General features: G+C 67.2%; 9 protein-coding genes. 3 read left to right on the top strand and 6 right to left on the bottom strand.

Going from position 1 to position 13,215, the window contains the following annotated elements:
* Positions 1–116 precede the first annotated feature (116 nt).
* From ACZ48Z_RS29070 to ACZ48Z_RS29050, 5 genes are all read right to left on the bottom strand, one after another.
* Entirely contained in the window at positions 117–788 is a 672-nt protein-coding gene (locus ACZ48Z_RS29070; protein WP_468738826.1) for a phosphotransferase family protein, read from the bottom strand.
* 666 nt (positions 789–1,454) lie between these two features.
* Positions 1,455–4,442, bottom strand: a complete 2,988-nt coding sequence (gene fxsT / locus ACZ48Z_RS29065; RefSeq protein WP_468738825.1) for an FxSxx-COOH system tetratricopeptide repeat protein — start codon at positions 4,440–4,442, stop codon at positions 1,455–1,457.
* Between the two features lie 251 nt (positions 4,443–4,693).
* Positions 4,694–5,362, bottom strand: a complete 669-nt coding sequence (locus ACZ48Z_RS29060; protein ID WP_468738824.1) for a hypothetical protein — start codon at positions 5,360–5,362, stop codon at positions 4,694–4,696.
* 277 nt (positions 5,363–5,639) lie between these two features.
* Positions 5,640–8,447, bottom strand: coding sequence for a TIR domain-containing protein (locus tag ACZ48Z_RS29055; RefSeq protein ID WP_468738823.1), 2,808 nt, complete (start codon positions 8,445–8,447; stop codon positions 5,640–5,642).
* Between the two features lie 254 nt (positions 8,448–8,701).
* Positions 8,702–9,124: a hypothetical protein gene (locus ACZ48Z_RS29050; protein WP_468738822.1), complete on the bottom strand. Its 423-nt coding sequence runs from the start codon at positions 9,122–9,124 to the stop codon at positions 8,702–8,704.
* A gap of 183 nt (positions 9,125–9,307) precedes the next feature.
* Here ACZ48Z_RS29050 and ACZ48Z_RS29045 point away from each other — a divergent pair, with 183 nt between their 5' ends.
* Entirely contained in the window at positions 9,308–9,844 is a 537-nt protein-coding gene (locus ACZ48Z_RS29045; protein WP_468738821.1) for a hypothetical protein, read from the top strand.
* Here ACZ48Z_RS29045 and ACZ48Z_RS29040 read toward each other — a convergent pair.
* On the bottom strand, positions 9,801–10,592 hold the full coding sequence (locus tag ACZ48Z_RS29040) for an IS5 family transposase (protein ID WP_468738820.1): 792 nt from the start codon (positions 10,590–10,592) through the stop codon (positions 9,801–9,803). The genes ACZ48Z_RS29045 and ACZ48Z_RS29040 overlap by 44 nt on opposite strands.
* A 296-nt stretch (positions 10,593–10,888) precedes the next feature.
* Between ACZ48Z_RS29040 and ACZ48Z_RS29035 the strand changes: the two genes are divergently transcribed.
* Positions 10,889–11,677, top strand: a complete 789-nt coding sequence (locus ACZ48Z_RS29035; protein ID WP_468738819.1) for a class I SAM-dependent methyltransferase — start codon at positions 10,889–10,891, stop codon at positions 11,675–11,677.
* 558 nt (positions 11,678–12,235) lie between these two features.
* On the top strand, positions 12,236–12,649 hold the full coding sequence (locus tag ACZ48Z_RS29030; protein ID WP_468738818.1) for a hypothetical protein: 414 nt from the start codon (positions 12,236–12,238) through the stop codon (positions 12,647–12,649).
* The last annotated feature ends 566 nt before the right edge of the window (positions 12,650–13,215 follow it).

Below are 13,215 nucleotides of genomic sequence, written 5' to 3'. Positions count from 1 at the left end.
CTGGGAGAGACGCGACGACATCCACGAAGCGTTCCTCGGCCTCGCCACGTGTCTGATCACCCACCGCCACGTCCAACGCCTTTGTTAGGACCTCTTAGCGGGGCCCGGATACCGGACTACTCCTGCCAGTCGGCTGTGGCTGCGGCGCGCTCCTGCCACTGCCTCACACCCGGGCCGTTCGGCTCCCACCGGTCACAGAACTGCCGCAGCGCCTCGCACTGGGCCACCATGGCGGCCCTGCGGATCGGCCAGGACGGCACCTCCCCGCCGTAGGCTCGGAAGAAGTGACCGAGTGCACGGCGGTGCTTGGGATGGTGCGTGCGCACGACCCACTCGCACCACGCCAGATCCTCGACCGGATCCCCGAGGTGGGCGAACTCCCAGTCGACCACCGCGGTGACCTCGGAGGTCTCGGGATCGAGCAGCACGTTGTTGGGGCCGAAGTCGCCGTGCACAAGCACCTTGTCCGTCCTGCGCGCGTCTTCCGGCAGCACGCTCGGCGCGATTCCGTGGATACGGCGCAGCAACTCCCCACAGCTCGTCAAGACAGCTTCTGGTTGACCGGCCTCCAGGAGTTCCTGGCCGGGCACGCCGGCCACGAAGCCAAGACTGAGCGTGGTCGCGGTCGCTTCCTGCACCGGCGGCACGGGCAACCGGCCCTGCAACCGGGTCAGCAATGCGTGCTCACGACGGAGCCTGAGTTCAGCATCGGGGCCCTCGTAGGTCTTCTCCACGACAGTCCCGTCGCCGACGGTGTGGTTGGTGTAACCGTGCTTCAGCGGGCGCATCTGCTGATCATCAGACAGGGGGCAGCTCTCCTGCTACCCCGCCCAGGTTTCGCTCGCGCGCAGTCCGCCGGCATCCGTCGGTGCTGTCGAAACCCGTACACAGTTCGATTCGCAGCCCTGGCCGGTCTGCCTCCCAAACCAGTGAACAACTGCTGCCCGTTCTCGTGGACCGAGCCATGTGGGCTGCGCAGGAGAATACGAGTGTGTCGAAGAGCGATGACTACGCGAGAACCAGCTGGCGACTGACTTTCTGGGGCTGTCTTGCCAGCCTGGCCGTGGCTCTGGCTATTCCGGTGGCCATTGTCGTGACCGTCCTGCTGTTCGGGATGCCGACTCATTGAGGCGGCAACTGGCCGGCGCAAAAGGGTGGGGGTGTGATGTGGGCTGGGCAGGACATCGGGCGGGATCCGGTCCGGCGTCAGAGCGCTGGGCTGGTTCGGGAGCAGGTCGAGGACAAGGTCACAGAGGCCGCGTGGCGGGAGCGAGAGACGCGGGAACAACTACGTCCAGCCCTGCTCGCGCAGAGACCTGGCAGTACACCCGGCCGGGCGTTACGCCGCCCTGCCCTCGTGCTCGAAGTGCGGGGGCTAGTTGGTAGACGCACGCTGATGTCATGGACAACCGGAACCCGCCAGGCCCTCCAGACCGGCCGTTCCGGGGCGATCACTACCCTGCGTCGGACCCCGTCTGTTCCTCAGACAGGCTTACTACGAGCTGGGCGATAGTCTGAGCGGCAGGGTGGTCTTCCCCCAACGTCCGGCGGAGCCGCTCCAGCGCCTCCTCACCCAACGCAACCGCCTCATCAACACGACCCACAGAACGCAAGTCACCGGCCAGGTTGACGGCCCTGCCTAGCGTGGTGGGGTGATCTTCACCTAACACTCGCCGTAGCCGTTCCAGCGTGTCCTCACCCAACGCCACCGCCTCATCAACACGACCCACAGAATGCAGGGCACCGGTCAGGTTGACGGCCGTACGCAGAGTGCCGGGATCATCCTCACCCCGCACCCGGCGGAGCCGCTCCAGCGCCTCCTCACCCCACGCAACCGCCTCATCAACACGACCCGCGTGGCCCAGATACACGGCCTGGTTCGAGGCCGCGAGCAGAGTGTCGGGATCATCCTCACCCTGCACCCGCCGTAGCCGTTCCAGTGTGTCCTCACCCAACGCCACGGCCTCATCAACACGACCCGCGTGGCCCAGATACACCGCCTGGTTCGAGGCCGCGACCAGAGTGTCGGGATCATCCTCACCCTGCACCCGGCGGAGCCGCTCCAGCGCCTCCTCACCCAACGCCACCGCCTCATCAACACGACCCACAGAATCTAGGCGAGTCGCCAGGTTGACGGCCCTGCCTAGCGTGGTGGGGTGATCTTCACCTAACACTCGCCGTAGCCGTTCCAGTGTGTCCTCACCCAACGCCACCGCCTCATCAACCCGACCCACAGAACGCAAGTCAGCGGCCAGGTTTCCTGCCATGCGCAGGGTGTCCGGGTGGTCTTTGCCTCGCACCCGTCGTAGTCGTTCCAGTGTGTCCTCACCCAACGCCACCGCCTCATCAACCCGACCCACAGAAGCTAGGTAAATCACCACGTTGATGGCCGTACGCAGGGTCTCGTGGCCGTCCTTGCCTAGCAGTCGTTGTCGTCGGGTCAGTGTGTCTTGGGCCAGAGATAGGGCTTCTTCGTGGCGCTGCAGTGCGTTGAGGACGCCGGCTAGTGCGACAGCGCTGAACAGAGCGCGGGTGTCGTCGTCGCCTCGGAGATTTGTGTGTCGTTGGTAGGCGTCCTCGTTCAAAGCGAGGGCCTTCTCGTAGTCGCCGGTGTCCTCGTAAGCGCGGGCCAGTTCATGGGCTAGGTGCAGGGTGTCGTCGTGGTCAGGGCCGAGTTGCGGGGCCCAGGTGTCATACAGCTCTTGCAGGTACTCCCGGGCAGGCAGCGGCTGAGCCCGTTCCATCAGGTACCAGCATGCGCTCGCAGCGGTCCGGCGTCCTGCGCTGGTGGTGAGGTGCGCGGGGTCCATGATCAGGGCATGGGGGACCAGGATCTGCCAGGCTGGCCAGGAGGGAGGCTCTTTAGGGTCTCCCGGATTGGCAGCGCTGAGGAGGGTTTCGGCGTCTCGTTGTGCCTGCTCGCGTTGTGCGGGGTCGAGTTGGTCGGCGAGGACGGCCTGGGTGAGCCGGTGGAGCTGGAGGGTTCCTTCCTGGACGCGGGCCAGGCTGTGACGGGCGATCGCGTCCAGGGCACGAACAGTGGTGGTGCGGGTATCCAGGGTGTCTTTCAGCAGTGTGGAGGCCTGGTGGGGGAGGTGGCCCGTACAGGTAGCCAGGGGGAAGGGTTCGGGTGCCAGCAGGGCCAGGGCTGTGAGGAGAGCGGCTGCACCGGGGTGGTCGGCGTTGAGGCGGCTGATGGTGACATGGTTTTGAGCGGCGAACGATGCTGGGTAAGTATCTGGTTGGCCTTCAGCCATCACTGTTGCCACGCTGCGATCGAGTTCGGCCTTCAGGTCAGCGGCGGGGAAACCGCTGGTGAGGAGGGCCCCGGCCTGCACGAGGGCGAGCGGCAGGTCATCGAGTGCGTCAGCGATTTCGTCACCAGTGCCGTCATCCACAGTGGCGCCGTGGGCGCGGAGGAGGGTCAGGGACTCAGGCCGGTTCAGGACGGTGATGTCGATGGGGGTGGCGAGGCTGTGCCAGTTCGGGTTGCGGGAGGTGATCAGCACGTGGCCGTTCGTGCCTCCGGGCAGGAACGGGGCGAGCTGGGTGGGGTCTTCGGCGTTGTCGAAGACCAGCAGCCAGCGCGCGTTCGTACGTAGTTTTTCGAGAAGTTGGTCGACTGCGCGCTCGAGGGGTGTCCCGACGGGTGCGGCATCGATGCGGTCGGCGAGCCGGGCCAGTTGGTCGGGGATGAGGGCGGGTTTTTCGGCGGGGATCCACCAGGCGAGTTGGTACTCACCGGCGAACCGGTGGGCGTACTCGATGGCGAGCTGGGTCTTGCCGATGCCCCCGCGGCCCCGTAGTGCTTGGACCGCTACTCGCTGATCAGCAGCTAGCGCCTGGCGCAGACGGATCAGGAGGCTGTCCCGGCCGGTGAACGCGGCGTTGCGGGCGGGCAGGTTCCAAACCCGCGGCAGGCTGCCAGGCAGTCGCGGCCCGCTATCGCCCAACGACCGCAACACCCCGGCGTTCCTGGCACCGGGCCAGGTATCGGGGAAAACAGGCGGTGTGCTGGGGCGGACGGGGGTGCCGTTGACCGCGCGCAGCAGGACACGGCGGGCCTCCTGTTCCCCCTGACCGAACAGGTCCGCCGGAGTGACAGAGTGCAGGATCGCCGGCAGGACGGTTTCGGCGACTCGGACCGAGGTGATCTTCTCCTTCATCGCCAGGACTGCGGTCCACTCCAAAGTGGTAAACCGCTCCTGCTCGAAATACGCTGGGGAGAACAGGGCCAGGATGCGGCCGCGTTCAAGGGCGGCATTCATTTTCAGCACGAAGTTATCGCTCGGGCCCCAGTCCCAGTAGTCCAGCTCCACCTCATATCCGTCGTCGAGCAGCTGCCAGCCGACCCACTCAGCCCACGCCCGGTCCGGCCTCGCATAACTGATGAACCACAGCTGACCCGACACACCGTCAGGCGCCCCCGCACCGCCGTCCATCGCGCCCCCCGAACCCCGTGCCACATGCTGAGCCACTCAGCGTAGAACTGCCAGGTCCTGGCCGAAAGGGCGCCACCCCCGCAGGATCGCGGCCGCCAGTTGGCCATCGGACGCCTGACGGTCTGCGGCATGGCGGCGTATGGACGGAGTCGGCGCGGGCCCTATTTCGCGGCTTGGGGACATAGACTAGGCGGCCTGTCCACGTGGCCTCACGCGCGGCCCTGCCGTCGCGCCGCTTCGCTGGCAACCTCTCAGGTGTGGATCTGGGTTCCTTCGATCATGGCTTGCGCGTTCTTGATGCCGGCCAGGCGCGCGTACGCGAGGACGTATTGGCGGGCGTTGGCCTGAACTTGGCGAAGGTCGGCGCGGCACTCGGCTGCCTGCAACCACTCGTGTTCGGGGCGTTGCGGGGAGCTCTCCTCGAAGGCGCTCAGACGAGGGTGCCATTTGGTGAGGAAGGGCCGTAGTTCCACGTTAAGGAAGTTGATAGCGAGGTGTTCGACGGTCAGGCCGCTGTTGGCATGGACCGAGGGCCGACTGACCTTCAGGGTGTCCCTGGTCGTGGCGAACAGCCCATAGAGAGAAGTGAGGGCTTCGCGGAGGATGCCTTCGTCGTCGTCCAAGGACTGGATGGATACGCGGGTTACGGATTCGATGAACAGCTGCCAGGCGACTTGGCGTGAGTCGTTGTTGACGACGAAGGTGAGCTCGCTGAGCTGGGGAACAGTCACGCGTACTTCCGTCAGTCGGCCGGCCCTTCGGTAGGCATCGAGGCCGAGTGCGATCACGACCCCGGTCAACCCGCCGGTGATGGCGAAGAGGTAAGTGCCATCGGCACGACTGATGGTGTACACCCCTAAGCCCAGGCCGGCGCCTAGCACCATGGAGAGTAGTGCCCGGAAGGTCAGCGTGCTTGTCACTCTGGTTGTCCTGCCGCCGTTCATCCCCCGACCTTCACTGTGTGATGGCTGCTTTCCCCGACTGGAACTGTAGTCGAGGGTGATGTCGGCACGTCAGAGCTCAGACTGCGTGGGGCTTTCCCGCGTCCACCGTTACGCGCCGACGGTCGCAGGGCGCCGGCCATCTCGCTTATCTTTGGTCCTCCGCCGTGGTGCTACTTGATCCACACCAGGACGCCGTCTTTATCCATGATGCGGTTATGCGGTACAAGCGGCGCAGGATCCAGCCACCGTCCAACTATGCCGGGCAGGTTCGTTCGTAGGTGAGCCCTTCGGCGAGGGTCTGCCAGTCGGCGCGGGTCAGGTTGCGGTGCACGATGGCGCAGCCGTACGCGGCCCAAGACTTGAAGTGCGGCTTCCACAGGCGCACAGTGGCGTCGTCCCCGGCGCTGGCGAGCCGGGTACCGTCCGGGCTGAAGGCGACCTGGTTCACCACCCCCGCGAAACCGTCGACGGTGGGGGTCGCGGCGAAGTGTCCGGTCAGTGGCGGCCCGCTCGGCCGACCGGAGGAGACCTGCCACAAGCGGACCGTGCTGTCGATGCCGCCGGAGGCCAGCTGCTTCCCGTCCGGGCTGAACGCCACGTCGGCCACCGTCCCGGTGTGACCTTCCAGCGGCTTGCGTAGTGGCCGGCCCGAGGCGACATCCCAAAGCCGTACCGCGTTGTCCGCCGAGGCGAGTGTCTTGCCGTCCGGGCTGAAGGCCACCGCGTTCACCGTCTCCGCATCGGCATCCAGCGGCTTGCGGAGTTGTCGGCCGGAGGCCACGTTCCACAGCCGCACCGCGTTGTCCGCCGAGGCGAGTGTCTCGCCGTCCGGGCTGAATGCAATGCCGAGGACCCCGCGGTCGTGAAAGAGCGGTGAACCGTGGGGACGGCCGGCTGGGATGTCCCACAACCGGACAGTCTTGTCATCACTGGCGCTGGCCAGCACTCTGCCGTCAGGACTGAATTCGACCCGGGTGACCCAGTTGGTGTGTCCGGTCAGAGGTGTGCCGTACGGCTGTCCGGTGACGACGTCCCACAGCCGCACTGTGCCGTCTTCTCCGCCGGAGGCCAGCAGATTCCCGTCCGGACTGAAGGCCACGCCGATGACCCAGCCGTCGTGGCCGATGAGCGGCTTACCGTGGGGCTGTCCCGTCGCGGCGTCCCAGAGCCGCACGGACCCGTCGGCGCTCGCCGTGGCGAGTTGCCTGCCGTCCGGACTGAATTTCGTAGCGAACACCTCACCGGTGTGGCCGGTGAGCGCCTGGCTCACCGAAGGCGTCTCGGCCACCGTCCACAACCGCAGGGTGTTGTCGTCGCTGATGGAAGCGAGCTGCTTGCCGTCCGGGCTGAAAGCCACGGACCGGACGCTGTCGCTGTGGCCCGTCAGGGGCAGCCCGTGACGGCGTCCGGTGTCCGTGTCCCACAACTGCACCACGTCGGCTCCGGCCGATGCCAGCAGCTTCCCGTCGGGACTGATCGCTATCCCGTTGACGGTGTTGGTGTGGCCCTGGAGTGGCTCCCCGCGAGGCCGACCCGTGGCCACATCCCACAGCCGTACCGTCTTGTCCATGCTCGCGGAGGCCAGCACCTTCCCGTCGGGGGTGAAGGCCACGTCCATAACACCGTCGGTGTGGCCTCGGAGAGGTTCTCCGTGAGGCTCGCCGGTGGCCACATCCCATAACCGCACTGTCCTGTCCGCGCTCACGGAAGCCAGCAGACTGCCATCCGGGCTAAAGACCGTGTCGAAGACGGTGTCGGTATGCCCGACGAGCGGTTGTCCTTGGGGCTTTCCCGAGGCGACGTCCCACAGCCCTACGGCCGTGTCGGCGCCCACAGAGGCCAGCAGCTTGCCATCTGGGCTGAAGGCCACGCCGTTGCCGGAGCCCTTCCGCTCGATTGCCGGGCCATGCGGCCGGCCCGTCGCCACGTCCCATAGCCGTATCGACGTGTCGCCCGTCGAAGCGAGCAGCTTGCCGTCCCTGCTGAAGGCCACGCTCTGCACTGCGCTGGTATGGCCGCGCAGGATCCGGTCCGGCAAGTGCCGCACGGAGAGGTCCCGCAGGCGGATGGATCCGTTCTCCTCGCCCAACGCCAGGGTTCGGCCGTCGGGACTGTAGGACACGGTGATGGCGTTGGGAATCCGGTGTCGCTCCGACACGTGCTGGAGCCGGGCTAACCCCGTGACCAGGCCTGCCGGCGGGTCCCGATGCTGCCCTCCGGCCGCCTTTAGGCTCTCCAGACCCACCAGGATCGCGTTTTCCGGCTGGGTCTCAACGATTCGGTCCGACTGCGCCGCCAGTTGCCGCGAGACCGCCAGGTCCCGCTGCTGCCGGGCGGTGTTGCGCTGCTCCACCGCGGTGTTGCGCTGCTGGACGGCTACGACGGACGCAGAGGCCGCCAACAGCGTAAGCACTGTGAGAACGGCAATCGCGGAGTTCCGCCACCGCATGGTCTGCCGCTGCCGGCGGAGGTCCTCTCCCACCAGCGCTTCCTTGCTCACGCCGTGCAGGGGTGCCGCGAACTCGGCCACCACGTCGCGGAATCTCTCGTGCCGCAGAGACAACTGTTCCTCGGTGCGGGCCCATTGCAGTTTGATGACCCGCGGCTCCTCGACGAAGGCTCCTCGCAGGCGCTTCGGTAACGGACACGGTGGGGCCCGGTCAAAGTCGCCGAGGGCCTCGTCCCACGTCAGCTTGCCATCGGTCAAGCCGATCAGGATGCGTTGCGGAGACCGGTGCGCCAACCACCACGCGACCTCTCGATCCACCCACCTCGACTTCGCAGCCTTGGGTGAGGCCAGCAAAATGAAGAACTCCGAGGCGCCGAGCGCTCGCTCGATTTCGGACCACAGGCCCGGGGAGGCGGTCAGGCTCGTCGAATCGCGGAAGACACGAAAGGACGGGGACCGGTACCAAGGCTTGGCCAAGCGGTGCAGTCCCCGCTGGAGCCTCGGCGCCAGCTTGCCGTCAGCCGCCTGACTGTAGGAGATGAACGCCCGGTACGGGCCGACCTCTGCCGACTGCCGCACCTGGCGTGGACCAACAGTCTCAGGTGCGCTCACAAGTCCCCCTCCCCGGCTCCGCGCAGCCGTCGGCCCTAGCCGGCGACGAAGGCCCCCCGGAAGCCGAGCTGTGCGCGAAAAGCTACTCGCGCCGGCATACGCTGTCACCGGCGCACACGTCGAAGCACGCACGCCCCTTACGTGACTACCTGTGTCCCACGCATGGGGCTTCGGCGGCGGGCTTCATCCCTCTGATCGCTCACCCTGGCCGGGAAGGTCCATGTGCCCGGCTGGGGTTGGAGACAGGCCAGGACTCAGAAGCGTCGTCGAGCAACTTCATTGAACGTCGCCTGATAACGATTCAACGCTGCACGGGCACGGCCTTCATCACCGCCGAACAGTCCGCCCGTGAGGGGACCCCAGTGAGCGCCTTGAGTGTCCAGCTCGTCCATAAGGTCGGCGACGGCGTTGCCGTAGTCATTGTTGGCCCTCCAGGTGGCACGCCCGTACCAGTGAGAGCGGCTCCATGACGGCCTCTGCGGGTTCGCGGCCGCTCGCCTGATCTGCTGGTCTTCAGCAAGCGCTCCAAGCATCACTTCGGCGCGGTCGAACTCCGCATCATACGTGTCATCGTCCGGCAACTGGTCTGAGAAGAGCGGGCGGAGGACGTGATGCAGCCATTCGGCGCCGGGGGTGTGGTAATTCCCGTTTCGGCGCTCCGTGAAGTCCTTCAGCACGTCATTGATGTCCCGACCAGTGATGGTGGCTCGAGCGAGGGTGTTGGTGACCTGGTCCGAGACCGCCCTGAGTGGCTGTTGTCGTTCCGAATCTGAGGGCGGTGTTTTCGCTGGTCAGGCATAGGGCCGGTGATCCGGTGGGAGCGGTGGCGTGTCGTGTCGTCGCTCCCCGGGAGGTTGCGGATGCCGTCGGTCGTCGGACTGCTGGAACAGCACGAGCTCGCCGCTCGCCGTCGGGTCGACGGGCTGCGTGAGGAAGCCGATCGCATCCAGGCCGAACTTGCCGCGGCCGAGCAGGAATGGCAGGAGTGGGTGATCGCCCGCAGGCGAGTGGGCACAGTCCTGGCTCCGGACGGCGGCAGCGTCGCTGACGAGGATGCCGCACCCGGCCCAAGGGACGCAGACGCGCGCTCGGCGTCCGGGCAGGCGGCGAAGGCGAAATCTCAGGTGCCGGTGTGGCGTGAGGGGCTGGCCTGGTCGGTGCTGTCGGTGGACTATCAGCGCATCCTTCAGGCCCTCGCGGACCGGCATCGGCTCCATCAAGGGCCACTGACCTGCCAGGAGATGGCCGCGGCGTTCGGCCTGGACGTGGTGCCGGCCAAGGTGGAGGCGCTGCGGTCGAAGGCGAAACGCCTGGTCGCGCGCGGCTGGCTGGCCGAGCGGCAGCCGGGCCGGTTCACCCTGGCCCAGGGCCCTGCCGGGCAAGGCGGCGCGTCATGAGCAGGGTCATCGACCAGTAGACCATCGCCTCGGCGCTGGTGGTGCGGCGTTCGAAGTCGCGTGCCAGGCGGCGGGTGCGCATCAGGTGGGCGAAGGACCGCTCGACGATCCACCGCTTGGGCAGCACCACGAAGCCGCGCATGTCGTCACTGCGTTTGACGATCGCCAGGACCAGCGCGAGCGTGGCCAGGCAGTACTCGACGAGGGTGCCGGTGTAGCCGCCGTCGGCCCAGACCAGCTCCAACTGGTGGTGCGCGTCGGCGACTTGCCGCAGCAGGACCTGGGCGGCGGCGCGGTCGCCGGTGTCCGCGGCGGTGACCATCACGCCCAGCAGCAGGCCGAGCGTGTCTACCACGACGTGCCGCTTGCGCCCGTTGACCAGCTTCCCGCCGTCGAAGCCACGGCTGTCCGCACCGACGACGGCGTCCGCCTTGACCGACTGCGAGTCGATCACACCCGCACTCGGCTCCGCGTAGCGGCCCAGCTTCTCGCGGACTTTCGACCGGAGCCGGTCGTGGAACTCCCTGACCAGCAGGTGGTCGCGCCAGCGGCGGAAAAACGCGTAGACCCAGTCCCATGGCGGGAAGTCCACCGGCATCGCCCGCCACTTGATGCCATTGTCGACCAGGTAGCGGATCGCATCGAGTATCGCCCGGTGGCAGTACGCCTCCGGCTGCCCGCCCCGGCCACGCATCCAGCCCGGCACCGGCAGCAGCGGCCGGACCACGGCCCACTCCGCGTCCGTCATGTCCGAGGGATATCGCCGAACACGTTCCGGGTGATCGGCCGCGTTTCCGAACCGGTGAGCGACACAATCACACGACGGTGCAGCCGAGTTGAACTCCACCGGCGCGAGCACGTACAACTGCGGCAACAGGGTCTCCTGGATCTCGGCTGGCTTCGCAACCCCGAGCTACCAAGAGGCCCTGCCTTCATACCCGTGACCAGCCACGGTCACCCGATCGAGACTCCCGTTCGACACACACCCCTCAAGATCGGAACGACAACAGCCACTGATCGGCCTGCTCTTGTCAGGGTGGGGGCATGGCGGTGGGTTTCAGTGGTGAGGTTGCTGAGTACTACGCGAAGTACCGTCGTGGCTACCCGCCTCCGGTTATCGAGGCTCTGCAGGCAGCCTTCGCATTGGATGCTGACGATGTCGTGCTGGACCTCGGGTGCGGCACTGGCCAGCTCGCTCTCCCGCTCGCTTCCCGGGTCCGTTCCGTCATCGGAATGGACCCGGAACCGGACATGCTGCGGCTGGCCGGGGAAAGGGCCGCGGGGCAGGGCGTGCGCAACGTGACGTGGGTGCTGGGCGCCGACCGTGACGTCCCTGCGGTGGGGGCGCTGGTGGGGCAGAAATCCCTGGCGATGACGGTGATCGGGCAGGCATTGCACTGGATGCGGCACGAGGAGCTTTTCTCCACGTTGGTGCCCCTGTTCCGAGTGGGCGGGGGTGTCGCTGTGGTAGCCAACGGCACACCCCTGTGGCTGCAGGATTGTGCCTGGTCACGCGCTCTGCGGGCCTGTCTGGAGGATCACTTCGGCACGCGGCTGGAGGCAACGTGCGGGACCAGCGCGCACGACCGGCGTCGATACGAGGAAGCGCTCCGGGCCGCAGGGTTCACCGATGTCCGGGAAACGGTGATCGATTACAGTGCTGAGCTGAGCTTCGACGAGCTCATCGGCGGCGTCTACTCCGCGATCCCCGCAGACCAGCTTCCCAGGCCGGACGATCGGCCGACGTTTGCCGAGCGGATCCGTCAGTCGCTGCCATCTGGCCCGTATCTCGAAAGTGTCCAGGTCTGCGTACTCGTGGGCCGGGTGGCGTGATGGGTCCCGTACCGGACAAGGCAATCGTTCGTATGGTGGCGGTATGGGCAGGGACGGTGTTCCCCGGCTGCGGCTGGTCGTGGTCGCGGACGACGACTTGGGGCTGCGGTTGTGCCGGGGGTGTGGTGGGCCGTTGATGCCGTCGGCGAAGGCGACGGCAGTGTTCTGCGAGGACGCGTGCCGCTCCAGGCACTGGTGGCGGATGCGGCGGGCGAGAGCTCGGACCGAGGCGGTGAAGGCCGGCGTGACGGCCTCGTGCCTGCAGTGTGGGGCGGTGTGGACGGTCGGGGTCGACCGCTTGGTCTCGGCGGTGTACTGCTCTCCGGCCTGCCGCAAACGGGCCTGGCACACGCGGCGCGCACACTCCGGCTGTGAGCCTGCGCGTTCGATGGACACGGGGCTGCTTCGGGCGCCGGAGCCGTACGCCCTTCCCGCCCGGCGAGGCGGTCGGATGGTGTGAAGTGACGGGCTTCCAGGGCGAGTTGACGGCACATACGCGTGTCGCTCCCGGGGTTCGTGAGGGTGGTGTCCGGATGGAACGACGCTTACCGTCCGTCGGTGAGAGGCGGGCAGAAATACAAGGTCCGTGAGGCGAGCGAGGCGATCGTCGGCGCGGTCACCGGTTCCCTGGTTGCTCCCCGCACGCTGCTGCTCGGCAGGTACGACGTTGGAGGACGCTTTCAGTATGTCGGCCGCACCACCACCCTCGCCCAGGCGGCAGGTGCGGCGGTCGCCGGCCTGCTCGCTCCGGGGCGGTGCGGTCATCCGTGGACAGGCTGGTCGTTCTCCGCCGGGTGGGGCAGCCAGGAAAAGCTGAACGTCACGCTGGTGGAATCCGAGCTGGTGGTGGAAGTCGGCGTCGACGTCGCCCGTGACGCCTCCGGCCGGTGGCACCATCCCGCACGCTGGCACCGTGCCCGCCCCGACCTCTCCCCCGCCGACGTCCCCCGCCTGACGTCGCCGGCGCGCTGACGGCGGCCGGGCGTGGCGGCCCCGCCGACACACAACCGGCTGAGCACGCCCCGATCCTCGGCTGCGTCCGCGCCGCCCAGCCTGCCCTCCCTCATCCTCAACTCCAGCCAGGGCATGGGCGAAGGGGGTCGCAACGGGGATGTCAGCGGCCCGGCCACGCCGTACGCCCGTGGTGACCTGGGCGGACTCCAGGGTGCTGTGGAGGCCGGCGCAACATCTACCGCAACACTTGGTGCAACATCTACGGCAACACTCAGCGCAACACGGGGCCTTATGAGGCGAAGCCGCGGCCGGGCGGGCTGGTCACAGTGTCGCCTTGCGATCGGATGCCCACGGTCTGGAGCTGGTCGCCGGTCGCGCGCACGACCAGGTCCAGGGCGTTGTCCAGGGTGAGCCGCAGTTCGCGTGCACGGTCGGACCCGTGGTCGGGTCGATGGTCTGGCGTGGAGGGGTCTGGGGCGGACCGGTAAAGCGCGTGTGACGAAAGCGTTGACGGAACCATGGCCCCCGCTTATCTTCTGATCGAATTCACGAACTACGTTCGTAATTACGAACAGGGATGGTCC

This window comes from Streptomyces sp. NPDC031225 (genome assembly GCF_055570355.1).
Note: the sequence above shows the minus strand (reverse complement) of the source record. Positions and strands in the feature narration are given on the sequence as shown.